Source organism: Gordonia sp. NPDC003422 (assembly GCF_053588675.1).
The window spans coordinates 94,357-118,274 of record NZ_JBSFQL010000010.1; the positions used below are offsets into that span (position 1 = coordinate 94,357).

Here is a 23,918-nt window from a genome sequence, read left to right on the forward strand (position 1 = left end):
CCTATTTTCTGTGCGGTCCCAGGCCGGACGACCACCCTTGTCTGGGTGCTCGTCGGCGTGTCGCGAACCGAGAACCGCGTTCTTCCCGCCTCCACGATCGCCGACGACGTCGGCGGGTGGGTCGCTGATACCCAAATAGCCCATTTGCCCTGGTCACGACGCCACCCCCGTGGCCGCAACACTGAGGTTCAAGGCTCTCGGCCGGCGCCTGGATCACCTAGCCAGCGGTGGACGGCGGCTTCGAGGCTCTCGGCCGGCGGAGTGGGGTGGGTGCGCAAACCGGCTCAAGCAACCGGCGGCAACCCCAGCGAGCACGACGACGCGAAATCGTCGATCAGCCGGCCCGTGCGTTCAGGCTGGATGAGCGGAAACAGGTGGCTCGCACCGGGGATGACGGTGAGTGCGGTGGCGTCGGATACGGCTTCGAATCGGCGTTCGTGCGCGCGGAACGGATCGCGTCCGCCGTTGACGAGTGCGATGGGACCCGGGAATCGCCCCAGTTCGCCCAGTGCGTCGAAATGCCGTACCTCGCCGACCACGTCGGAGATCGCGGCCAGGGCCAGACCGCCGATCTCCATGTCGTCGGACACCTGACGACCGACGGTCACCCGGGTGAGCCAGCGGCTGATGGCGGCCGCCTCTTTCGGTAGGAAAGCGGTTGCCGCACCGAAGATCTGGAACGGCAGCGCGAACACGCGGCCGGGTTGGACGGTGGCGCACATCGGCATCACCCCGGCGACGAGTTCGGGATGCCGGCCGGCGACGGCCATCGCCACGTAGCCACCCATCGACATCCCGGCGATCACAGCTGGCCGGCCGAAGCCCTCGATCGCCGCGACCGCGGTGGCGACTGCGCCGTCGAGCGTGAAGGTTTCGGCCTGGCGCGCCCCGTGCCCGGGGAGGTCGGGATGCACGACGCGGCGGTTGGGGATGGCGGCGGCGATGCGGTGCAACGACTCGCCGCTCACCCGGATGCCGTGCACGAGAACGACTGGTGTGGCGTCATGAACAGAGGTCACCCCAGGCAGCGTGCAGGTTGTGGCTGGCGTGGCGGTGGCCGGGAGGAAAACGTCGGGTGACAACCCCGTTCAGCTGTCGTCTCCCAGCGCAACAGTGCGGTCGATGCCGATCGCGTCGAGGAAACCACTGTCGTGCGACACGACGAGCAGTGCACCAGTCCAGTTGTTGAGGGCGTCGGCCAACTGGGTGACGGTGTCGAGATCGAGGTTGTTGGTCGGCTCGTCGAGGACTATCAGTTTCGGGGCGAGCGAAGCGACGGGGGATTGATGCGGGGCGAGCGAAGCGACGGGGGATTGATTCGGCGGAGACTCACGAAGGAGTGCCGACGCCAGGGCGACTCGTAGCCGTTCGCCGCCGGAGAGTTCATCGACCGCGCGCTCGGCACGTGCACCTCGAAACAGGAACCGGGCCAGGTGCGCACGGACCTGCTGTGCCGGAATGTCGGGATGTGCCGCGCTGAGTTCGTCGGCGATGCTGCGGTGCGGATCGTCGAAGCCGAATCGCTGTGGCACATAGGCAAACGGGACGACGATCCGCCCGGTGTCGATCAGTTCGGTGATGAGCGTGGACTTCCCGGACCCGTTGGGGCCCACGAGCGCGACCCGCTCTGGACCGTCGATGCGCAGTCGGTCGTCGGTGATGACCTGCGCGTGGGCTGCCAGTTCCACTGTCGGCACGGTGATTCGGGTAGTGCGATCGTCGCGGATGTCCGCACGTGCGGCGTCGAGCCGGGCGGATGCCGCAGTGACGTCGTCGCGATGGGCGTTGCGCAGCTTGCCGGCCGAGACTTGCGCTGCATCCCGCCGCAGGTGCGCGATGATCTTCGGGACCCGTTTCTCCCGTTCGGCCTTGTCGGCGGTGCGGGCGCGGCGGTCGAGCTTGATCTGTGCGTCGACGAGTTCGCGCTTCTGCTTGCGCAGATCCCCGGCCGCGGTCGTCGCGGTCGCGACCGCCGCGTCCTGCTCGGCGTCGACGACCTCCCGGTAGTGCGTGTACGGACCACCGAAGAGTCGGACCGAACCACGGTACAACTCGAGCGTGGCGTCGACCCGGTCGAGGAGTTCGAGGTCGTGGCTGACCACCACCACGGTTCCGGTGAAGGCATCGAGAGCATCGAAAAGCCTTGCTCGCGAGCGACTGTCGAGGTTGTTGGTCGGTTCGTCGAGCAACAGGACGGCCGGGCGGAGCAGCAGGCGGGCAGCGATCGCCAGCAGCGTGGCCTCACCGCCGGACAGACCGCCGACTCTGCGGTCGAGGTCTGTCGGCAACCCGAGTTTCGACAGCTCGGAGATCGCGCGATCTTCGATGTCCCACTCGTCTCCGACGACGGCGAAGTCGCGTTCGTCGACGGAGCCCGCCTCGATCCGACGGATCGCGTCGGCCACCGATGCCACGCCGAGGGCGGCGGCGATCGTCGTCGTGGGCTCGTCGAAGCTGTGCTGCGGAACAAGAGCCACGGCGCCGTGTGTGGTGACCGACCCGGAACTCGGCCGCAGTCGGCCGGCGATCAGTGCGAGCAGCGTCGACTTGCCCGCGCCGTTGGCGCCCACGAGCGAGTGCACACCCGTGCCGACGGTGAACGACAGGCCGTCGAACACCGGTGTGCCGTCCGGCCACGCGAAGGTGACGTCCGAGAAGGTGATGGGGGCCGACGATGGTGCGCCGAAATGAGATGCGGTCATGAAAACTCCCGAGATGGTGGCGGATCACGCGATGGGCGGTGTCCGCGGCGACGTGCGGACGCATCTCAGCTGTTCATGATGGCTCCACCGTAACGCCCGGGTGGGTCGGGATGTCAAGTTGGTTTCGCGCTACCGTGACGGCATGTCGCTTATTCGTACCTCGGTCGCCAACGGTGTCGGTGAAGTCATCCTCGATCGCCCCAAGGCGCTCAACGCGCTGGATCAGAGCATGATCGACGACATGCATGCGGTCCTCACCGTCTGGGCCGACGACGACTCGGTCGAGACGGTGCTCGTCACCTCGGCGAGCGACCGCGCATTCTGTGCGGGCGGCGACATCCGTGCGATCCGCGACCACGCCGTCGATGGCGACATCGACGCGATCACCCACTACTTCCACAGCGAGTACCGCCTCGACCAACTCGTCGCCGACTATCCGAAGGCCTATGTCAGCCTCATCGACGGCGCCGCGATGGGCGGTGGACTGGGAATCAGTGTGCACGGCGAGATCCGGGTGGTGACCGAGAAGGCCCTCATCGCGATGCCGGAGACCGCGATCGGCTTCTTCCCGGACATCGGCTCCACGTATTTCCTGCCGCGGCTGCCCGACGGCGTCGGAATGTGGCTGGGGCTCACCGGTGCTCGTATTCGCGGCATCGACGCGGTGGCGGTCGGCCTCGCCACCCATTTCGTCGCGTCCGCGGATCTGCCGGACGTCGCCGACGCGATCCGGTCCGGCGCGCCGCTCGCCGACGCCCTCGCGACGTCGGGAACCGACGAAACCAGCGACGTGCCACTACGCAAGATCGGGGAGTACTTCGCCGACGACAACGTCGTGGCGATCGTCGGCGGCCTGCGCGGCGCGGTCGGCGACGAGTGGGCCGCCGAGATGCTGGCGCTGATCGAGAACGCCTCGCCGACAAGCCTGTTGGTCACCGCAGCGATGGTGAAGGCGGGCGCGCGATCGGGTCTCGACGAATGCTTCGATCGCGAACTCCATGCAGCACAACGGATCACAACCACCAACGACTTCCTCGAAGGGGTCCGGGCGGTACTGGTCGACAAGGATCGCAACCCGCATTTCGACCCCGCCACCATCGAGGCGGTCGACCCGGCCGTCGTGGCCACGATCGTCGGGGACTGAAGTCCGGACGCACCTCACGGACGGATGTCGAACCACCCACTGAACGACACCGTGGCCGGTGGACCCGGCGTCGTCGTCGATGTGGTGGGCGGAAGAGTCGTCCCAGGAGCGGGAGGCGGTGGCGGTGGTGGCGCGCTCGACGACGACTCGTCGGCGTCGTAGGGCACCGCGTCGTCGGGTGCGATGGGGTTCGCGTCGGTGAGCGCGGCGGTCGGGCAGACGAAGGAGCCGGCCGCGCGGTCGTCGGACATCGCGGTGATCGTCAACGCGCACACCGCGGAATGGTGATAAGCGCCTCCCGCCGAGACGCCGACCTGGGCGTTGATCGGCGCGGTGAGCGGTCCGACCTTGGGTCGTACGGTCCCGATGTTCGGGAGGACGCCACCGGTGAGCTCGCCGATGAGAAACTCGAGCTGCGCGCCGTCGGTACCCGCACCCTTGAAGACGAACAGCAGGGAATCCGGCGGCACGTCCGGTTGCGCCGGACCCCATCTGGCGAATTCGTAGCAGGTCGTATTGTCCGGCCCCACCACCGCGACGCGCATGAATCCCTTGCGGAACGCCAGATCGTGTGCGGCGCGGTCGATCCTGCCCTGGGGTGCTTCGGCGAGGCACTGGTCGGTTTCGAGGGTGCGTGAGGTGGCGGGCGTCGTGGGGGCGGCCGTCGACGACGCAGCATCGTCGGTGGTTTCCGCCCCGCAGCCTACGACGCCAAGCGCAACGACAACGCCCAGCGCCGCGAACAACCGCATCCGAGAACGTGCGCTCATATCGGTTGTCCGCTCTCAATCCGCGGTCGCGACAAGGGGTTCCAGCGTGAGATCGGAATGCTCTTTCTCGATGTACTGCAGCCGCCACTTGTCGCTGAACAGCGCGAGGATCGCGCCGTCGGTACGAGTGAACACTTCGACGCCGCGCTGCCGATCGAGTTCGGGTGCGCTCTGCTCGTCGGTCCGTCGGGCCAGGGTGTAGCCGAGCGGGTCGATGACGGTGTCGACGTTGAACTCCGACTTCATCCGTGCGGTGACCACTTCGAACTGCATCGGACCCACCGCCGCGAGCACCGGCGAGGCGTCGCCTCGGGTGTCGTTGCGCAGGACCTGAACCACGCCTTCGCTGTCGAGTTGATCCATCGCCTTGCGGAACTGCTTGTACTTGTCCGCGGTGGTTGCCCGCAGCGACGAGAAGTGTTCGGGTGCAAAGGACGGGATCGGCGGGAACTGCACCCGTGGGCCGTCGAACAGTGTGTCGCCAGGGGCGAGTGCGGTCGCGTTGACCAGTCCCACCACGTCGCCGGGAAATGCCACGTCGACCGTCGAACGGTCCCGACCGAACACCGCCTGGGCGTACTTGGTGGCGAACGGTTTCCCGGTCTGCGCATGGGTGACCACCATGCCGCGCTCGAACTCGCCGGACACAATACGCATGTACGCCAAGCGATCTCGGTGACTCGCGTCCATGCCGGCCTGCACCTTGAACACCACCGCGCTGAACGGGTCGGTGACCTCACGCTCGCCGCCGTCGACGTCCGCGCGACCGGCGGGTGCGGGGGCCAGCTCGACGAGCGTCTCCAGCAGTTGTCGCACACCGAAGTTGAGCATGGCCGACGCGAAGATCATCGGGGACGTCTGCCCGGCGAGGAACATCTCCTGATCGTGATCCTGACCCATCTCGCTGAGCAGTTCGCTCTCCTCGACGGCGGCGATCCAGGCGTCACCTTCGCGTTCGGCCGCGTCGTCGGCAGTCACAAACTCCTCGGGTGCGATCTTGGCGCCGCCCGCGGTGCGGGTGAAATGCACGTACTCGCCGGTGCGACGATCGAGCAGTCCGCGGAAGTCGCCGGCGATGCCGACCGGCACGAACAACGGCGTCGGCGTGAGGCCGATGCGTTCGGAGATCTCGTCGATCAGTTCGAGGGGTGTGCGGCCGGGTCGGTCCCATTTGTTGATGACCGTGACCACCGGGATACCGCGATGCCGGCACACCTGGAACAGCTTCAGCGTCTGCGGTTCGAGACCCTTGGCTGCGTCGATGAGCATCACCGCCGCGTCGACCGCCGTGAGCACCCGGTAGGTGTCCTCGGAGAAGTCGGCGTGGCCGGGGGTGTCGACGAGATTGATGACGTGCGGCAGGTCGGGATTGTCGGGTGAAGTGGTCGGCGAACCCTGCGAGGTGTAGTTGAACTGCAGCGCGGTCGAGCTCACCGAGATGCCGCGAGCCTTCTCCATCTCCATCCAGTCCGAGACGGTCGATTTGCGTCCGGCCTTGCCGTGGATGGCACCGGCTTCGCTGATCATGCGCGCATGCAACGCCAGCGCCTCGGTCATCGTCGACTTACCCGCGTCGGGGTGGGAGATGATCGCGAAGGTCCGGCGGCGTCTCACTTCTTCGGCCACAGAACTCACCTGATGAGGCTACCCGTCGGTCCGACAGTGGCCCAAACCGGCGAGGTTGCCACGACGCTCGGAAACCGAGCGCGGTGGCAACCACTCATGCTGCGGGCCGTTTGAGTGCGTGCCGGACTTCTGCCGCGACCTTCATCGGCCGCAATGTGATGTCGTCCCACGTGAAGTGCAGTGCTCGCCAACCGTTGCCTGTCAGAACGTTGCGTTTGGTGCGATCACGCTGAAACACCTCGGAATCACGGTGGTACGCGAATCCGTCGATTTCGACGATGAGCTCGGACTCTTCGAACACGAAGTCCCACGGGTGACCATGGATCTCGAAGTTGGCGATCCATCCAGTGATGTCCGCGTCGCGAAACACCTCCGCGACGATGCGCTCGGCCTCGCTACGTGTTCCGTTTCGCATCGCGGCGAGGGTCTGCCGTGCCCACGGCGCACCGCGTCGTCGTGGATATCGCGCATGGGCCGCGTCGAGCTGGTCAAGTGTCACCCGCTTGCGCAACAGTGCGTTGTCGAGCACACGCACGCCCTGAACGGCGGCGGCCTCGAGCGCGGTCAGGGCCGGCGCTGTGACGCGCAGGCCGTCTACGACGACGACGTCGCACTCGTGAAGCCGTCGGCAATGGATGTCGATGTCGCTGCCGACGGTTCGATGGCGTCCTTTCGCCGGCGTCGTCACACTGAGCATGGCCGGCAGCCTGTCGATCAGGCCCAGCCACCATGCGGCGGAGACCCCGCTCAGCGCTGCGACTTTTCCCGCCGACGCCACCGCCGCGCGAACGCGCGTCCGGTCGGTCTCCGGGTGTGCCGCCGACCGGTAGACCCCCAACACAACTCGTACCCACTCACCGCGGGCGACGCGACGATTCGCTGGTGCCGAGCTCATGCCGCAGGCGCGGGCCTCGGCTATGGTGATGATGCCGTCGTGCGCTGCCAAGAAAGTGCGTATGTCCACATGAGATCAGACGCTCTGCACCGCCCGGCGGATCCCCCGGATCGAAAGTGGTTGCCACGACGCTCGGAAACCGAGCGCCTTGGCAACCGGAACTCACTCGAACGGCACCGGCGGCATCTTGACGACCTGCGCCGCGTAGGAGAGTCCGGCTCCATAGCCGAGCAGCAGTGCGGTGTCGCCGGGCTTGGCGCGCCCGGTGGAGAGCAGGTCTTCCATGGCGAGCGGGATCGAGGCGGCCGACGTGTTGCCGGTGTGCTTGATGTCGTCGGCGACGACAGCGTCCTCGCGGAGCTTGAGGGTCTTGGCGAGCAGGTCGTTGATACGCGAATTCGCCTGGTGTGGAACAAAGACGTCGAGGTCCTCGGCGCCGACCTTCGCGGCGTCGAGGGCCTTCTGACCGGCCTTGCCCATTTCGAACGCAGCCCAACGGAACACCGCGGTGCCCTCGAGACGCAGGTAGGGGCGCTGCACACGGTCGCCGTCGAGGAAGGTGATCCAGTCGATGTCCTGGGCGATCGCCTTGAACTGGGTGCCGTCGGAGCCCCACACCACCGGTCCGAGTTGCTGGTCCTCGGTCGGTCCGACGACAACAGCGCCGGCACCGTCACCGAAGATGAAGCAATTGGTGCGATCGGTCATGTCCATGGTGACCGACAGTTGCTCGGCGCCGATGACGAGTACGTGCGTCGCGCTGCCGCCGCGGACCATGTCCGACGCGATCGCCATGGCGTAGCCGAAGCCCGCGCAGCCGACGGTGACGTCGAAGGCCGGGACACCGTTCGCGCCGAGTTCGGTGGCGACCTTGACCGCACCCGCCGGGGTCAGGAGCAGGTGCGTATTGGTGGCCAGGATGACGGCGTCGATGTCGGACCCGGACAGCAGTGCGTTCGCGATCGCCTTGCGGCCCGCGTTGACCGCCATCTCCATCACCGTCTCGTCACGTCGGGCGAAGCGTCGGGTCTTGATGCCGGTGCGGGTGTAGATCCACTCGTCGGAGGAGTCGATGTTCTCGCAGATCTCGTCGTTGGTGACCACACGCTCCGGGCGGTACGTACCGATGCTGAGCATCCCGATGTTGTTGGTCCCCGTCTGTTCTGCGAGCACAGTCATGTCGATCCTTCCGTTATGTGACCCGCCATAGACCGTACTCATGTGCTGCGCTACTGGGAAGTAGGGGCCGACACGGTTGGCCTGCGGACCGCAGCTGTCCGCGATCCGGTGAATTCTGTCGGTGAACGAAGTCAGAATCGTCGGGCCGCAAAAGACACAACGAGGGGAGCGACATGATCCACGCGAGAGGTCTGGTGCAGACATTCAGCACCGGGCGGGGAAAGCAGAAACGTGAGGTGCGGGCCGTCGACGGCGTCGACCTCGACATCGCCGAGGGTGAGGTGGTGGGGTTCCTCGGACCCAACGGCGCCGGAAAGACCACCACGTTGCGCATGCTGACGACGCTGCTGCGGCCCACCGCCGGCACCGCGACCGTCAACGGGTTCGACGTCGTCAAGGACGCCGTGATGGTGCGCCGCAGCATCGGATACGTGTCGCAGGCGGGTGGGACGTTCAGTCAGGCGCAGGCCGGCGACGAGGTGGTCGACCACGGGATGCTCTACGGACTCTCCCGCGCGGAGGCAACCCGACGCGGCAAGGCGCTCTTCGACGAACTGCAGCTCGACGGCCTGTGGGAGCGGATGCCGAAGAACATGTCCGGCGGCCAGAAACGACGCCTCGACATCGTGATGGGCCTCGTCCACGAACCGACACTGGTGTTTCTCGATGAGCCGACCACCGGCCTCGACCCGCAGGCCCGCGCCAACCTGTGGGAACACATCCGACGGTTGCGCACCGAACGCGGCGCGACAGTGTTCCTGACCACCCACTACCTCGACGAGGCCGACGAACTCTCGGACCGGATCATCGTCATCGACAACGGTCAGATCGTCGCCGCCGACACCGCCGACAACCTCAAAGCCCAGGTGTCCGGCGATCTCGTCGACCTCGAGGTGTCCGACGACGCGCTCGTGGCGGTATCGGCGGAGAAGCTGGCGTCGATCGCGTCGTCGGTCGACACCGACGGTCGTCACGTCCGTGGTCGCGTGCAGCGGGCCGGACGTGCGGTGCCCGGACTGCTCCGCGATCTCGAATCCGCCGGCGTCGCACTGGATTCCATCGAGGTGATCCGACCCACCCTCGACGATGTCTTCCTCACCCTCACCGGCCGATCGCTGCGCGACGCCGAATCAGAAAAGCCCGCAGACGAGCCAACCCCGGCAGGAGCCCAACAATGACCACCTCCACGAAATCACCGGAATCCGCGGCAGCCCATCCGGTCAAGACACTGCCCAAGGGCAACTTCTTCCGGGAGAGCTACATCGTCTTCCATCGGCAGATCCGGATGAACCTGCGCAACCCGGCGTGGGTGCTGATCGGGGTCCTGCAGCCGGTTCTGTACCTGGTGTTGTTCGGGCCGTTGCTCAAGCCGATCGTGTCGTCATTTCCGGGTGGGGACGAGAATGCCTACACCTTCTTGGTTCCAGGTCTGCTCGTCCAGCTTGGGTTCTTCGGAGCGATGTTCGCCGGATTCAGCCTGATCGGGGAGTGGCGCGAAGGGGTCATCGAAGCAGAACGCGTGACCCCCGCAAGTCGTACCGCGCTACTGGTCGGCCGACTCATGCGCGACGTGCTGCAGTTGCTCGTGCAGTCGGTGATCCTTGTCGTGCTCGGTTTCGCCATGGGGATGCGTGGGTCGTTCCTGGGCATCATCGTCGGCATCGTGATCACCCTGCTCGTCGGCGGCGCCTGCGCGGCGGCGTCGAACGCGTTGGCTCTGACCACCAAGAGCGAAGACGTGATGGCACCCGTGGTCAACATGGTGATGATGCCGGTGCTGCTGCTCTCCGGCATCCTGCTGCCGATGACCCTCGGACCCACCTGGCTGCAGAAGCTGAGCGACTTCATGCCGTTCAAGTGGATCGTCGACGCGGTGCGTTCCGCATTCGGCGGCGACATCGCGACCGCGCAGGTGGCCTACGGTCTCATCGCGTCGATCGTGCTGGCCGCCCTCGGAACCTGGTGGGGCACATCGGTGTTCCGCAAGGAGAACGCCTGATTATTCCCGCTCACCCCATTCGTTCCCGCCTACTGGATCCAATAAGCGGCAACGAACTGGGTGAGCGGGAACTCAGTCGAGGTCGTCGAAGCTGGTCACCTCTGGTGCCGGGGGTAGCGTCACGGTGTCACCCCAGGTCGTCGAAGCTGGTCACCTCTGGTGCCGGGGGTAGCGTCACGACAGCTCCCGCGTACGACAGCCCCGCACCGAACCCGAGCAGCAACGCGGTCTGCCCGCCCTTCGCCTTACCGGTCGCGAGCATTTCTTCCATCGCCAGCGGGATCGACGCGGCCGACGTGTTGCCGGTGTTCTCGATGTCGTTGGCCATCGGGATGTCGTCGGCGAGCCCGAGATTCTGCTTCATCAGCTCGTTGATCCGGGCGTTGGCCTGGTGCGGTACAAACACTTCGATGTCGTTGACCGCGACGCCCGCGGTGTCGAGCACCGACGACAACGCCTTGGGCAAAGTGATTGCCGCCCAACGGAACACCCGTGGTCCCTGCATGGTGACCACCATCCGGCCGACGGGATCGGTTGCGGGGTCCTTGTGCTGATACTCCTGCGCGCGATCCATGTACTCGGGGATGTCGTAGTTCTGGCCGATGGCCTCGGCGTTCTCGCCGTCGGATCCCCACACCGTGGGGGAGATGCCGTTCTCCTCGCTCGGCCCGACGACGACCGCGCCCGCACCGTCGCCGAAGATGAATGCGGTGTTGCGGTCGGTGGGTTCCATCACCACAGACATCGTCTCCACCCCGACGACGAGCACGTACTGCGCCGAACCTGCGCGGACGGTGTCCGCGGCGATCCCCAGCCCGTAGCCGAAGCCGCCGCACCCGGCCGCGACGTCGTAGGCGGGAATGCCGTTGAGCCCGATGTCGTAGGCGATGATCGGCCCGCCGTGCGGGATCTTGGTCTTCCAGCTGTTGGTGGCGAGGATCAGCGCACCGATCTTCTCCTTGTCGATGCCGGAGTTGGCGATCGCCCGTTCGGCGGCAGTAGCGGCCATCGACCGTGCCGACTCGTCGCCGGAGATCCAGCGGCGATTGCGGATGCCGCTGCGCTCGAAGATCCACTCGTCGGTGGAGTCGAGCACCTTGCACACCTCGTGGTTGCTCACCAGCCGACTCGGTCGGCAGGCGCCGATGCCCAGCATCGCCACATTCTGATGTCCGGTGTTCGCCGCGATTTTCGCCACAGTCATCCGCCCCTTTGCAGAATTGTTCCCCGCGATTCTATTCCGTCCACGACGCGGCGTGAGTGAGCCCATGGTCCCGCGTGCGTCGCGTCACATCGCAGCGAACTGGGTCAAAGGACCAGATCAGCGACCCGCCCGCCGACATCGTCGGCGATCGTGGAGGCGGGAAGAGCGCCGTGGAGCGCGACGCGGCGACGATGATCCACGAAAAATAGGGGAAGAAACTCGTCCCCTACCCCTGGAGTCCTCCCCGCGAATTTTCTCGCGGACGACTCAACAAGCAGGGGCAGAAAGTAGGGGAAGAACCTTCCCCTACTTTCAGTGGTCCGGTGGCTCGCTGACGTGGCCCGTTCACCTGCCCTTCGAGGCATCATCCAACTCAACTCGAATTCGCGCAGCTCGACGCGGGATGAGGCCACACCCTGTGCCGAGTCGGCTCATCTGTGTGCTGCACCACACAGATTCTCCACCAGGACACAGAGTGTCCGGAGCACCTCCCCGGGCAGGCCGCGTTTCACCAGGTCAGAGAGTTAGTCACCGAACTCTTCGGATCGGCTTCACTCCGTCGGCGTGCCGACGGTCATGGAGGCGGGCAGAACTGGGGACGCCACGCGCGCGGCATGGATTCTCTGCGAGACCGGTACTCGCCACAACCGGTGCCGAGTTGGAGAATGCGAGTGCTGTAGCACTCGCATTCTCCAACTCAACTCGCGATCTCTCAGGTCGACGCCGGACGTGGCTTCACAGCGGCCAGATCAGCGGGATCAGGACGGTCGAGATCGCCAGCCAGCACACCATGATGACCGCGCCGAGCCGCCAGTAGTCGCCGAAGCGGTAGCCGCCGGGGTTCATCACGATCATGTTGGCGGGCGTGCCGATGGGGGTGAGGAATGCGGCCGCGGCGGCGACACAGACCAGCATCAGCACCGGGCGTGGGTCGACGCCCACATCGGTGGCCGCCGACACCGCGATCGGAATCACGATCAGCACCGTCGCCGCATTCGAGATGAACTGGCCCAACGCGGCAGTGAGGACGAACAGCGTCAGCAGCAGGACGTAGGGGCTGTGGTCGGCGACCAGGTCGACGATCGGCTTCGCCACCATGTCGGCGCCACCGCTGTCGGATACCGCCGTCGACATCGGAATGAGGGCGGCGATCAGCACCAGCGTCGGCCAGGAGATCGCCCGGTAGGCGTGTTCGGAGGTGAGCACCCGCGAGAGCACCATGGCCACCGCCGCGAGGAGTCCCGCGACGACCGGCGGCACCACCCCGGTCGCGAGCAGCACGATCATCGCGACCAGGATGACGGCCGCCCGCGGTGCGGTTCGACCCAGGCCGGCCGCCTGCCGTCGTACCTGCTCGGAGGATTCGACCACCAGCACTCGACGGTCGTCGGCGAGCGCGTCGATCGCCGTCCACGGCCCGTGGACCAGCATGGTGTCGCCCTCGGTGAGTTCGACGACGCGGGCCCCGACATCCTTGTTGCGTCGTCGGATCGACAGCACGAGCAGACCGTCGTCGGGCCGCACCATGCCCGGAAATGCTTGCGTGCCGATCCATTCCGACCGCGGCGGCACCACCACCTCGCTGATCCCGACGTCGCGGCCCAGCAACCGTCCGCCACCGCGACGCCCGGCAACGTCCTCGATGGTCAGTGATGCCTCGCGGGCCAGCGATTCGACAATCGCGCCCGGCCCGGACACCACGATCACGTCACCATCACCGAGTTCCGCGACGTCGTCGGCCACGCGCGGCCCCTGCTCGGTGGCGATCAGGGTGAGCGCTGCGTCGCCGACCACCTGCCGGGTGCTCCGACCGACGGATGCCGACCCGGCCTCCACGCGCAGCCGGTAGACGAGTTGGTCGAGTCCGTAGTGGTCGACGATGGTGCCGACGTAGTTGCGGAAATCGGCGGGCAACGACGTCGACTCGCGCACCGGCAACAAGCGGTGGCCCAGCACGACGGTCACCAGGACGGTCACCACCAGCAGCGGCGCACCGATCAGCGCGAACTCGAAGAAGCCGAATCCGTTTCCGGTGTAGTCACCCGCGGCCTCGTCGATGATCACGTTGACCGGGCTGCCGGACAGGGTGAGCAGCGCTCCGGCGCTCGCTGCGTAGGCGAGCGGGATCAGGACGCGCGACGGCGACATGCTCGCGTGTCGGGCGATCGCGGCGGTCACCGGCACCAGTGCGGCTGCTGCACCGTTCACGGTGATCAGGGCACTGAGGATGGCGCCGAGCAGCATGATCGAGCCGATGACCCGGGCCCGTGAGGTTCCGGCGGCGCGACTCATCAGACCACCCACCCAGCCGGTGATGCCAGATGCCTCGAGTCCTTCGCTGACCACGAACAGTGCCGCGATGAACGCGATCACCGACGCGCCGAGGCCACTGGTGAGGGTGTCGACGTCGATGAGGTCGAAGAAATACAGCGCGAGCGCGGAACTGATCGCCACGATGCCGACGGGCAGCCGGTTCCAGATGAACAGGGCAACAGTCACCCCGAGGATGACGAGGCTGAGCGTCGCATCGGACACCACCCAATCGTGGCATCGAGCTCAGCGCTTCGCAGGGAGAGGGCAGAACCCACTCACCATGCGTGGACGGTGTTCTGGGCGGCCTCGAGGCCACTGTCGATCAGCAACTCCACGGCGTCGCAGCCGTTGGTGATCAACAGTTCGACGTCGGCGCGGGCTGCCGACGGAAAGGGTTTCAGCACGAAGTCGGCGGGATCCTGTCGGCCCGGCGGTCGCCCGATGCCGAGCCGGACGCGGAGATAGTCACGCGTGCCGACGGCTTGACTGATGGATCGCAGACCATTGTGGCCGCCTTCACCACCGCCGCGCTTGAGCCGTACAGCCCCGAAGTCGATGTCGAGTTCGTCGTGCACGACGATCAGATCCTCGGGCGCCACCGAATAGAAGCTCGCCAGCGGACCGATCTGGCGTCCCGCGGTGTTCATGTAGGTGCGGGGTTTGGCGATGAGTACGGCCTGTCCGGCGAGGGTGGTCGAGGCGACGTCGGCGCCGGAGCGCTTGTGCACCTTCCACCGCTCGCCGGCCGAGGCGACGAGGGCGTCGGCGACCATTGCGCCGACGTTGTGCCTCGTCTTCTCGTACTTGGGACCGGGATTACCCAGTCCGACAATGAGTTTCACTGCTTGGGATTTTCACCACTCAGGGAGCAGCGGTCGGGTTACTCCGACTCTTCGGTCTCGTCGCTCTCGGTGGGCACCTCGGCGCCGGCCTCCACGGCCTCTTCCTCGAGATCGGCAGCGGTCGGGGCCTCGTTGACCGCGACGATGAGGGTCTCGGGGTCCGACACCAGTGCAACGCCCTCGGGCAGGTCCAGATCCGACGCGTGGAAGCTGGTGCCGGCCTCGACATCTTCGACGCTGACGGTGATCTGCTCCGGGATCGACAGCGCGTCGGCCTCGATCTCGACGGTGTTGGCGTCCTGGACGACGAGGGTGCCGCTGGCGGCGTCGCCCTCGACCACGATGGTCACCTCGACGGTGACCTTCTCGCCACGACGGATCACGAGCAGGTCGACATGCTCGATGTAGCTGCGGATCGGGTGAACGTCGATCTGCTTGGTCAGGGCGAGCTGGCTGGTGCCCTCGATGTCGAGGTCGATGATCGCGTTGGTGCCGTTGGCACGCAGGATCGTGGCCAGTTCACGCGACGGCAGGTTCAGGTGCTGCGGGTCGGTGCCGTGTCCGTACAGCACGGCCGGGACCAGGCCGTCGCGGCGTGCGCGGCGGGCGGCGCCCTTGCCCTTCTCGGTGCGGGTGGTTACCGCGAGCTTGGCGGTGTCGTTGGCCATGATGATCTCCTCGTGATCGATATCGGCGGTGGGTCGGTCACGACGAGCGGACACAACCAGCTTCACGCCATCGGGTTCAGACGCCCGAGAGGAGAACTGCGATGGTCGCGCCGATAACGGTGACCCAGGACTTTCACCCAGTCACCCTCGCCGAGACAACGGCAATCAGAATAGTCGACGGGGACGGTCGATGTCACATCGCTGCATGTCGGGTTCCCAGACCTTCCGTTGGCGCTGCGACAACCGGCATACTCGCCGGCATGACATCTCAGACCCCGATCGACATCACGACCGCTCTGCTCGATGGACTCGCCCGCGACGACATCGACGCCGCTCTGGGCGTCGTCGACGACGACATCGACTACACCAACGTCTCGATGCCGACGGTGCGCGGCAAGAAGAGGGTCGGCAAGATCTTTGCGCCGATGGCGCGCAACAGTCGGGTCGGTTTCAACTACCGCATGGTGAACGTGAGCGCCGACGGTCCGGTGGTGCTGACCGAACGGGTCGACGAGATCCGGATCGGCCGCGTCCACCTACAGTTCTGGGTGTGCGGGCGCTTCGAGGTCCGGGAGGGCCGGATCGTGGTGTGGCGCGACTACTTCGACTATCTCGACTTCACCAAGGCCATCGTCCGGGGTCTCGTCGGCGCCGTGATTCCCGCCGTCGTGCGTCCATTGCCGGTCCGCCGGCAGGTTGGCGGTGTTCAGTCGATCGGATGACGTCGGCGAGTATCGGAATCGGGTGATTTCCCATATGATTTCGCCCCATGAGCTACCAGCAGCCGGTTTACGGTGCACCCCCGAGCGGCGCCTACTACATCAACGTCCTGGGCCAGGAGCAAGGTCCTCTCGACGTCGGACAGCTTCACCAGATGGCCCTGGCCGGCCAACTGAAGAGTTCGACCATCGTCCGCTCCGCGGACAACCCGAATCAGTTCCCCGCAGGCCAGATCCCGGGTCTGTTCTCCGACAAGTCCAAGATGATCGCGGGCCTGCTCGAGATCTTCCTGGGTAGCTTCGGCGTCGGCCGGTTCTACCTCGGGTACACCGGCCTCGGCATCGCCCAGATCGCCGTTGTCTGGCTGACCTGTGGCCTCGGTGCCATCTGGCCGCTCATCGACGGCATCATGATGCTGCTCGGCAAGGTGCCGGACTCCGACAACCGACCGCTGATCGACTGACCCTCGTCGAAGACCTCGAGGCCGGATGGTTCACCGAACCATCCGGCCTCACTTATATTGAGGCTCAGATGATTTCGTCGAGCTTCTCGATCGGACGCGCGAGCCGGGTGCCGTTGTCGGTCACCACGAAGGGCCGCTCCACCAGAATCGGGTGCTCGACCATCTCGGCGAGGAGTTGCGCGTCGGTGGCCGAGTCGAGTTCGAGTTCTTTGTAGAGCGCCTCGCGTTTGCGTGCTGCTTGGGCAACGGTGAGTCCGGCGTCGGCGATGAGACGTTCGAGCTGGGCCCGGGTGTAGGGCTTCTCGAGATACTTGACGATCGTCGGTTCGATCCCGGCGTCGAGCAGCTTCTGCAGTGCCTTGCGTGAGGTCGAGCACTTCGGGTTGTGATAGATCGTCGCGTTCACCCGGACAGCTTAATGCGTGGCGGGGCGTCGTACGGGCAGCGTGATGGTCAGCAGGGCGGCGGCCACGCAACACAGCGCACCCACCGCGATCGGCGTGCTCGGGCCACCGCGGTCGATGGCGATGGCACCCACGAGCGCCCCGATCGCGATCGACGAGTTGAAGGTGGTGGCGTACAGGGTTGTCGCAGCTTCGCGGGCCTGCGGTGCGGCGCGGAAGACGGTGGTCTGCAAGCCGACCGGGATTGCCGCGTACGCCGCGGCCCACGCCAGCAGCATGACGATGGCGATCGCGGCGATCGGGGCGGTGATCAACACCAGGGCCAGTGCCCCGGCCAGCGACCCGACAAGTCCGGTCAGCGCCCAGCGCAACGACGTCGCGCGGGTCATGAAGGCGCCGGCCGCGAAGTTGCCCGCCACCCCGGCGGCACCCATCGCGAGGAGTACGGCGCTGACCAGATCGTCGTCGATGCCGATGCTGTCGACGATGAACGGTGTGACATACGTGTATGCCGCGTAGGCGCCGATGATCACCAGAGCTGTCACACCCAGCGTCGACGCGAGTACACGATTGCGCAGCACCGCGGGCAGTTTGCGCAGCGAGACGCTCCCGACCGGCGCGGTGGGACGCATGAACACCGCGAGCGCGACGAAGGCGATCGCGCTGAGCCCGGCCAGACCCCAATACGCCGCCCGCCACCCCAACGACTGCCCGACGAAAGTGCCCAGCGGCATCCCGGCGACCGATGCGATCGACACACCGGAGAACGCGATGGTGGTCGCACGAACCGATGCCGATGCAGGGACCAGCAGGACGGCGGTCGCAGCGACGATCGCCCACATCAAGCCGAGCGCACACCCGATGACCGCGCGCACCGCGACGAGCAGCACGTAGTTGCCGGCAAGTGCGGTGAGCGCGTTTCCGACCGCGAACATCGCGAGGACGGTCAGAAGGATGACTCGGCGGTCGAGCCGACGGGTCGCGGTGGCCAGTGTCGGCGAGGCGATCGCGGCGACGGCCGCGAAGAACGTCACGGTGAGCCCGATCATGCCCTCCGACACGTCGAGGTCGTCGGCCATCGGTGCGAGCAGCCCGATCGGCATGATCTCGGTGGTGGTGATCGTGAAGACCCCGAGCCCGAGTGTTGCGACCGCGGCCCAGTCGCGCCAGGTGGCCGGTGTCCCCATGCGACCCATTCTCATCCGCCGGCACTCAACGCGCTGATCGAGCGGGTGCCAGGTCCACCTTCACGCCGATCGAGCCCCTACCGCTGATCGAGCCGGGACCGAGCCGCTAAGCGAGGACCCGTGTCGAGATCACGTCGGCGCGCCAGTGGTCTCGACACGCCGCCTCGCCCTAGGGGCTCGGTTGCGGCTCGACCAGCGCGGGTTGTGCCAGATGGTGGTGGGCCCTACGCGACGCCGTCGAAAAGGCTTGTCACCGAACCGTTCTCGAAGACCTCGCGGATGGTCTGGCCGAGCAGCGGCGCGATCGACAGAACGGTGAGGTTGTCGAAGCGCTTCTCCGGGGGAATCGGGAGAGTGTCGGTCGCGATGACCTCGGTTGCGCCGCAGTTGGCGAGCCGCTCAGGTGCCGGATCGGAGAAGACGGCGTGGGTGGTGGCGATGATGACATCACCGGCGCCGGCGTCCTTGAGCTTGCTGACCGCGCCCGCGATGGTGCCGCCGGTGTCGATCATGTCGTCGATGAGGACGCAGGTGCGGCCTTCGACCTCGCCGACGACGCGGTGGGCGACCACCTGGTTGGCGACCATCGGGTCGCGCGTCTTGTGAATGAAGGCGACCGGGGCTCCGCCGAGTGCGTCGGCCCACTTCTCGGCCACACGCACACGGCCCGAGTCGGGGGAGACGATCGCGATGTTGTCGGTGCCGTACTTGTCGCGCACGTAGTCCGACAGCTGGCCGAGCGCGTGCATGTGATCGACCGGGCCGTCGAAGAAGCCCTGGATCTGGTCGGTGTGCAGGTCGACGGTGATGATGCGGTCGGCGCCGGCGGTCTTGAGCAGATCGGCGATGAGGCGAGCCGAGATCGGTTCGCGGCCGCGGTGCTTCTTGTCCTGGCGGGCGTACGGGTAGAACGGCAGGATCACGCTGATGCGCTTGGCCGATCCGCGCTTGAGCGCGTCGATCATGATCAGCGCTTCCATCACCCATTGGTTGAGCGGGAACGGGCAGCTCTGCAGCACAAAGGCATCCGAACCGCGCACGGACTCCTCGAACCGCACGAACAGCTCGCCGTTGGCGAAGTCACGCGCGGTCTGCGGGGTGACCTTGATGCCCAGTTCGTCGGCGACGGTTTCGGCCAGTTCGGGATGGGCGCGACCAGAGAACAGCATGAGGTTCTTCTGGTTGTCGGTGGTCCAGGTCATGAAAACTCTTCTACTCGGTTGGCTGCTGTCTGGCTGTGCGAGCGGCACGGGCGGCCGGGGTGTCCGGTCGCTTGCGTACCACCCAGTCTTCGATATTGCGTTGTTCGCCCGCCGAAACAGCCAGGGCTCCCGGCGGGACATCATGCCGTACGACGGTTCCCGCACCGGTGTATGCCCCATCCCCGACGTTCACCGGCGCGACAAACATGTTGTCAGACCCGGTACGGCAGTGGGACCCGATTGTGGTGTGATGCTTGGTCACACCGTCGTAGTTGACGAAGACACTCGATGCGCCGACGTTCGACTGTTCGCCGATCGTCGCGTCGCCGACGTAGGTCAGGTGGGGCACTTTGCTCCCGGTGCCGATGCTGGCGTTCTTGGTTTCGACGAAGGTGCCGATCTTCCCGTCGGCGCCGAGCTCGGTGCCCGGACGTAGATAGGCGAACGGGCCCACCGATGCGCCGTCGCCGATCACCGCGGAACTGCCGTGGGTGCGAATCACGTGGGCGCCCTTGCCGATTGACACGTCGGTGAGGGTGGTGTCGGGGCCGATGACCGCGTCGGTGTCGATGCGCGTGTAGCCGTGCAGTTGTGTGCCCGGGTCGATGCGCACGTCGGCCTCGATCGTGACGTCGACGTCGATCCAGGTGGTCGCCGGATCGACGACGGTGACGCCGGCCAGCTGATGGCGTCGGATGATGCGGCGATTGAATTCGGCGGCGAGGTCGGCCAGTTGCACCCGGTCGTTGCAGCCGGCAACCACCACCGGATCGGTGACGGTAAAGGCGCGCACCGGGTGCCCGCCGCGACGTGCGATCTCCACGACATCGGTCAGGTAGAACTCGCCCTGCGCGTTACCGGTGGACAATTGCGCCAGTGCGGCCCGCAGTGTGTTGACGTCGAAGGCGTAGATGCCGGCGTTCACCTCGGTGATCGCTCGCTGAGCGTCGGTGGCGTCCTTCTCTTCGACGATGGCCTGCACGGAGCCGTCGTTGGTGCGGATGATGCGCCCATAGCCGGTCGGCTCGTCGGCGATGAACGACGTGAGTGTGACGACCGCCGGGTTGTCGCCCGCGGTGTGTGTGGCAACGAGGCCGCGCAGCGTGTCGGCATCGAGAAGCGGAACGTCGGCCGCGGTGACGATGACGATGCCGTCGAAGTCGGCGGGCAGTGCCTCGAGCCCCACCCGCGCCGCGTCGCCGGTGCCGAGCGGCGCCTGCTGCCAGGCGGTGACGTACGGCAGGTCCAGATGGACGACGGCGGTGTCGACCGCGTTGGCCACTCGGTCGCCCTCATGTCCGACGACGGCGACGACATCGCTGGGACCGATTCCGGCTGCGGCGTGCAGCACGTGACCGACCAGAGACCGGCCCGCAATGGTGTGCAGGATCTTCGGTGTCTTGGATTTCATCCGGGTGCCAGCGCCCGCAGCGAGAACGATCACGGCAACGGGTGACGTGGTAGCCGTCATGACTTCGTCCGCCTTTCTGCCGCACCGGGTGCGATCCTACGCACCGCGTGCGTTGTGCAGGCACGCACCGGGCGAGTTCGGCGCCTGATAGAAAACAAGGTGAACCGCAACCCCGTGCGCGTGATCATCGTCTAGTTCCGAGGCGATTCCTACCGCATCAGGGGGCCGGGGACCAAAACGAACTCGCCGTGTCGACCGTCGGGCCGCCACAGCACAGTCACCAACGGAGGTAATTCGATGAGCACTCAGAAGACCGCGATCGTCACCGGGTCGGCCCGGGGAATCGGCGCGGCCGTCGCCAAGCGCCTGGCGTCCGACGGACTCGCGGTCGCCGTCCTCGACCTCGACGCCGACGCGTGCGCCGACACCGTCAAGGCCATCACCGACGCAGGTGGCAAGGCTATTGCCGTCGGCGCCGACGTTGCCGACGAAGCTTCGGTGCAGGCCGCTGTGGTGACCGTCTTCGATCAGCTCGGTGCCCCGACGGTGGTGGTCAACAATGCCGGCGTGCTCCGCGACAACCTGCTTTTCAAGATGACGGTCTCCGATTGGGACACCGTCCTGGCGGTCCACCTGCGTGGTGCCTTCAATGTGACCAAGGCCGCTCAGAAGCACATGGTCGACGCCGGGTGGGGTCGCATCGTGAACCTGTCGAGCACCTCGGCGCTCGGAAACCGCGGCCAGGCCAACTACTCGGCCGCCAAGGCCGGCATGCAGGGCTTCACCAAGACCCTCGCGATCGAACTCGGCAAGTTTGGCGTGACCGCCAACGCCATCGCCCCCGGCTTCATCGAGACCGAGATGACCGCCGCGACCGCCGCCCGCGTCGGCGTGCCGTTCGAGGACTTCAAGAAAGCCGCCGCGTCGCAGATCCCGGTCAACCGGACCGGCGTCCCCGAGGACATCGCGCACACCGCGTCGTTCTTCGTCAGCGAGGGCGCGGGCTTCGTCTCCGGCCAGGTCATCTACGTCGCAGGTGGTCCCAAGGACTGACCTGAGGGGTTCCTCAACGCTGTGGCACAATCGTGTCCGCAGTAATTGGAGCCCGCAGTATTCCCCCATGGTGTAATCGGCAACACTTCTGATTTTGGTTCAGGCATTCTAGGTTCGAGTCCTGGTGGGGGAGCAACGGTAAGCCAAGCAAGTCCTGAGTGGGCACTTCTGAACTGATCGCGACTACCCCGACCTCTGCGATGAGTAGCGAACCGGGGTATCGCCCAGCCCGTGCAAGAAGGTGTCGACGGCACGGGCCGATCGTCGGGCCAGGGAGTCGTCGGCTCCGAGTGGCACAGCAGCGGCCTTGACCAGCGTGAGGTAGACGGTCGCCGCCCAAACGAGATCGACGTCCGGCGCGAGGTGGCCGTGCGCCTCAGGTAGGTCATCCACACGATCGCTGAGGCCGGCACCGGGTAGCGATCGGTGTCGGGATTTCCGGACTCGAGATCGCGCAGCACCCAACCCCAGTCCACCTTCAGCAGTCGCAATGTCACCGAGTGCAGGCGAACCACCGGTGGCTCCTCGGCCAACATGCCGGACCGCAACTCGCCGCGCCCAACGCCGTCGCTTGACCCGCCGGCAGATCACGGCCCACCGATTAGGGACCAACTCCCATAGTCACGTCTCAGGCGCCTGGTTCATTCTGTAGTGGTGCAAGAAGCTGCAGCGCCGCAACAGGATGAACTCGACGACGCGTCCGTCCCGGAGTCCGTGGTCGAATCATGGACTCGAATCGTCGCGTGGACGCTGACTGTCGGAGGGCTGATCGCGTTCATCGCCTCGTTCACCCTGACGATCGAACGCATCGAGCTGTTGAAGAACCCCGACTACGTGCCGTCGTGCAGCTTCAACCCGGTGTTGTCCTGCGGATCGGTGATGAAGACGTGGCAGGCGGCGCTGTTCGGGTTCCCCAACCCGCTGATCGGTATCGCGGCCTTCGCCGTGGTGATGACCGTCGGTGTCGGGATCTTCGCCGGTGCTCGCTATGCGGGGTGGTTCTGGGCCGGTCTGCAGGTGGGGGTGACGCTCGGCATGATCTTCATCTGCTGGCTGATCTCGCAGAGCCTGTACAGCATCGACGCCCTGTGCCCGTACTGCATGGTGGTCTGGGCGATGATGATCCCGATCTTCGTCTTCGTCAGCGTTCGCAACGCGCACGCCAGCGGCTTGACCAGCCGTTCCGGGTTCGTCGCCTTCCTGGCGCGCAACCACGCACTGATCATCACGGTCGCGGTTCTGGTGATCATCGCGATGATCGGCCAGCGATTCTGGTCGTACTGGTCGAGCCTCTACTCATAGATTCCAACACGCCCGGGTCTCACCGTTTTCCGGTCGGATGACCTGACCAGGCAGCAGGATGGCCATATGACCCAATTGACGTACGAGGAGTTCGGACGCCGGTTCTTTGAGGTTGCGGTCACCGAGGAGCGCGTCGAGTCGGCATTCGCGTCCATAGTCGGTGATTCCTTCGAGGTCGGTCCCATCTCCTCCGGACCCGGCGGCATCGCCAAGGTGCTCGCACGCGTGCGCATCGACGAGCCGCGTATCACTCGCGACGTGGGGGAGCTGATCACGTTCGCGGTGGAGATCCCGCTGACGATCCGACTTCTCGTCGACCTCAAGCTCGACCGCATCAAGTACGACGTCGACGGCCAGGTGGCACTGTCGCTGACCGCGCGGGCCGCGGAGCCGCTCGAGCTACGCATCGAAGTGCAACCACCCAAGCCACGCGACGTGACGGTCGGCGTGGCATCGCACAATCTGCGCGGCGAGATCATCCGCATCGTCGGGCAGGTCGACGACGAGATCAAGCGATTCATCGCCCGTCATGTGGCCGCCGAGATCGACAAACCAGAGGTGCGCAAGGCCCGGATCATCGACGTCGCAACCGAACTCGGCCGCGCCTTCGAGTCGCTGTAGCAACGGTCGCCGTGACGTGTCTCCGAGGGCAATATTCCCTCGGTGGCACCTGAGGGCGACCGCTTCGGACGGCTCCGATCTTCCCGCCTCGACGACGTCGGTGGGTGTTGGCACCACCGATGCGTCGTCGGCGTGTCGCGATGTCAGAAACCGCGTGTCTGGTCAGAAACCCGAGGCGCACCAGCGGTTTCTGGCTACACCGGCGGTTTCTGG

General features: G+C 66.1%; 23 protein-coding genes and 1 tRNA gene. 9 read left to right on the top strand and 15 right to left on the bottom strand.

Annotated features, from left to right (window positions below):
- Positions 1 to 284: 284 nt before the first annotated feature.
- A complete protein-coding gene (locus ACWDTF_RS10800) occupies positions 285 to 1,019 on the bottom strand; it encodes an alpha/beta fold hydrolase (protein ID WP_355276305.1) in 735 nt (244 codons plus the stop codon).
- Positions 1,020 to 1,088: 69 nt separating this feature from the next.
- Positions 1,089 to 2,702 (bottom strand): ABC-F family ATP-binding cassette domain-containing protein, encoded by a 1,614-nt coding sequence (locus tag ACWDTF_RS10805; RefSeq protein ID WP_355276303.1) that lies wholly within the window; start codon positions 2,700 to 2,702, stop codon positions 1,089 to 1,091.
- 142 nt (positions 2,703 to 2,844) lie between these two features.
- Here ACWDTF_RS10805 and ACWDTF_RS10810 point away from each other — a divergent pair, with 142 nt between their 5' ends.
- Positions 2,845 to 3,846, top strand: coding sequence for an enoyl-CoA hydratase/isomerase family protein (locus tag ACWDTF_RS10810; protein WP_240856479.1), 1,002 nt, complete (start codon positions 2,845 to 2,847; stop codon positions 3,844 to 3,846).
- A 14-nt stretch (positions 3,847 to 3,860) separates the two neighbouring features.
- Here the strand turns inward: ACWDTF_RS10810 and ACWDTF_RS10815 are convergent, their stop codons facing one another.
- The 4 genes from ACWDTF_RS10815 to ACWDTF_RS10830 form a co-directional block, all read right to left on the bottom strand.
- Complete coding sequence (locus tag ACWDTF_RS10815) at positions 3,861 to 4,616, bottom strand: hypothetical protein (RefSeq protein WP_355276300.1); 756 nt, start codon at positions 4,614 to 4,616, stop codon at positions 3,861 to 3,863.
- Between the two features lie 15 nt (positions 4,617 to 4,631).
- Positions 4,632 to 6,251, bottom strand: coding sequence for a peptide chain release factor 3 (locus ACWDTF_RS10820; protein WP_240856481.1), 1,620 nt, complete (start codon positions 6,249 to 6,251; stop codon positions 4,632 to 4,634).
- An 85-nt stretch (positions 6,252 to 6,336) separates the two neighbouring features.
- Complete coding sequence (locus ACWDTF_RS10825) at positions 6,337 to 7,188, bottom strand: DUF559 domain-containing protein (protein ID WP_355276298.1); 852 nt, start codon at positions 7,186 to 7,188, stop codon at positions 6,337 to 6,339.
- Positions 7,189 to 7,299: 111 nt separating this feature from the next.
- Positions 7,300 to 8,316, bottom strand: coding sequence for a beta-ketoacyl-ACP synthase III (locus ACWDTF_RS10830; protein WP_240856483.1), 1,017 nt, complete (start codon positions 8,314 to 8,316; stop codon positions 7,300 to 7,302).
- Positions 8,317 to 8,489: 173 nt separating this feature from the next.
- On the opposite strand from ACWDTF_RS10830, the gene ACWDTF_RS10835 reads away from it, so the two are divergent.
- Together ACWDTF_RS10835 and ACWDTF_RS10840 are read left to right on the top strand one after the other, a co-directional pair.
- Positions 8,490 to 9,494, top strand: a complete 1,005-nt coding sequence (locus ACWDTF_RS10835; RefSeq protein ID WP_240856484.1) for an ATP-binding cassette domain-containing protein — start codon at positions 8,490 to 8,492, stop codon at positions 9,492 to 9,494.
- Positions 9,491 to 10,315 carry an ABC transporter permease gene (locus ACWDTF_RS10840; protein ID WP_276614618.1) on the top strand — a complete coding sequence of 275 codons (825 nt, stop codon included), beginning with the start codon at positions 9,491 to 9,493 and terminating at the stop codon, positions 10,313 to 10,315. Before ACWDTF_RS10835 ends, ACWDTF_RS10840 begins: the two co-directional genes overlap by 4 nt.
- A 127-nt stretch (positions 10,316 to 10,442) precedes the next feature.
- On the opposite strand, the gene ACWDTF_RS10845 is transcribed toward ACWDTF_RS10840, so the two are convergent.
- The 4 genes from ACWDTF_RS10845 to ACWDTF_RS10860 form a co-directional block, all read right to left on the bottom strand.
- Positions 10,443 to 11,513 (bottom strand): beta-ketoacyl-ACP synthase 3, encoded by a 1,071-nt coding sequence (locus ACWDTF_RS10845; RefSeq protein WP_240856541.1) that lies wholly within the window; start codon positions 11,511 to 11,513, stop codon positions 10,443 to 10,445.
- A gap of 741 nt (positions 11,514 to 12,254) precedes the next feature.
- The gene (locus tag ACWDTF_RS10850; protein ID WP_355276295.1) at positions 12,255 to 14,054 is read right to left on the bottom strand and encodes an SLC13 family permease; all 1,800 of its coding nucleotides are present in this window, start codon (positions 14,052 to 14,054) and stop codon (positions 12,255 to 12,257) included.
- A gap of 53 nt (positions 14,055 to 14,107) precedes the next feature.
- Complete coding sequence (gene pth / locus ACWDTF_RS10855; RefSeq protein WP_355276293.1) at positions 14,108 to 14,674, bottom strand: aminoacyl-tRNA hydrolase; 567 nt, start codon at positions 14,672 to 14,674, stop codon at positions 14,108 to 14,110.
- Between the two features lie 38 nt (positions 14,675 to 14,712).
- A complete protein-coding gene (locus ACWDTF_RS10860) occupies positions 14,713 to 15,342 on the bottom strand; it encodes a 50S ribosomal protein L25/general stress protein Ctc (RefSeq protein ID WP_240856487.1) in 630 nt (209 codons plus the stop codon).
- A gap of 260 nt (positions 15,343 to 15,602) precedes the next feature.
- Here ACWDTF_RS10860 and ACWDTF_RS10865 point away from each other — a divergent pair, with 260 nt between their 5' ends.
- Together ACWDTF_RS10865 and ACWDTF_RS10870 are read left to right on the top strand one after the other, a co-directional pair.
- Positions 15,603 to 16,064, top strand: a complete 462-nt coding sequence (locus ACWDTF_RS10865; protein ID WP_240856488.1) for a limonene-1,2-epoxide hydrolase family protein — start codon at positions 15,603 to 15,605, stop codon at positions 16,062 to 16,064.
- 47 nt (positions 16,065 to 16,111) lie between these two features.
- Positions 16,112 to 16,525 carry an NINE protein gene (locus tag ACWDTF_RS10870; RefSeq protein ID WP_240856489.1) on the top strand — a complete coding sequence of 138 codons (414 nt, stop codon included), beginning with the start codon at positions 16,112 to 16,114 and terminating at the stop codon, positions 16,523 to 16,525.
- 64 nt (positions 16,526 to 16,589) lie between these two features.
- On the opposite strand, the gene arsC is transcribed toward ACWDTF_RS10870, so the two are convergent.
- The 4 genes from arsC to glmU form a co-directional block, all read right to left on the bottom strand.
- Complete coding sequence (gene arsC, locus ACWDTF_RS10875; protein WP_355276290.1) at positions 16,590 to 16,931, bottom strand: arsenate reductase (glutaredoxin); 342 nt, start codon at positions 16,929 to 16,931, stop codon at positions 16,590 to 16,592.
- Positions 16,932 to 16,940: 9 nt separating this feature from the next.
- Entirely contained in the window at positions 16,941 to 18,116 is a 1,176-nt protein-coding gene (locus ACWDTF_RS10880) for an MFS transporter (protein WP_355276288.1), read from the bottom strand.
- A gap of 224 nt (positions 18,117 to 18,340) precedes the next feature.
- A complete protein-coding gene (locus tag ACWDTF_RS10885) occupies positions 18,341 to 19,318 on the bottom strand; it encodes a ribose-phosphate diphosphokinase (RefSeq protein ID WP_240856492.1) in 978 nt (325 codons plus the stop codon).
- A gap of 10 nt (positions 19,319 to 19,328) precedes the next feature.
- The gene (glmU, locus tag ACWDTF_RS10890) at positions 19,329 to 20,789 is read right to left on the bottom strand and encodes a bifunctional UDP-N-acetylglucosamine diphosphorylase/glucosamine-1-phosphate N-acetyltransferase GlmU (protein ID WP_355276285.1); all 1,461 of its coding nucleotides are present in this window, start codon (positions 20,787 to 20,789) and stop codon (positions 19,329 to 19,331) included.
- A gap of 237 nt (positions 20,790 to 21,026) precedes the next feature.
- Between glmU and ACWDTF_RS10895 the strand changes: the two genes are divergently transcribed.
- Positions 21,027 to 21,782, top strand: coding sequence for an SDR family oxidoreductase (locus tag ACWDTF_RS10895; RefSeq protein ID WP_240856494.1), 756 nt, complete (start codon positions 21,027 to 21,029; stop codon positions 21,780 to 21,782).
- Positions 21,783 to 21,843: 61 nt separating this feature from the next.
- A tRNA-Gln gene (locus ACWDTF_RS10900) sits at positions 21,844 to 21,915 on the top strand.
- Between the two features lie 50 nt (positions 21,916 to 21,965).
- Here ACWDTF_RS10900 and ACWDTF_RS10905 read toward each other — a convergent pair.
- On the bottom strand, positions 21,966 to 22,175 hold the full coding sequence (locus tag ACWDTF_RS10905; RefSeq protein ID WP_240856495.1) for a hypothetical protein: 210 nt from the start codon (positions 22,173 to 22,175) through the stop codon (positions 21,966 to 21,968).
- Positions 22,176 to 22,496: 321 nt separating this feature from the next.
- Here ACWDTF_RS10905 and ACWDTF_RS10910 point away from each other — a divergent pair, with 321 nt between their 5' ends.
- Positions 22,497 to 23,084 carry a vitamin K epoxide reductase family protein gene (locus tag ACWDTF_RS10910; protein ID WP_355276318.1) on the top strand — a complete coding sequence of 196 codons (588 nt, stop codon included), beginning with the start codon at positions 22,497 to 22,499 and terminating at the stop codon, positions 23,082 to 23,084.
- Positions 23,085 to 23,150: 66 nt separating this feature from the next.
- A complete protein-coding gene (locus ACWDTF_RS10915; RefSeq protein WP_240856496.1) occupies positions 23,151 to 23,705 on the top strand; it encodes a hypothetical protein in 555 nt (184 codons plus the stop codon).
- Positions 23,706 to 23,918 lie beyond the last annotated feature (213 nt).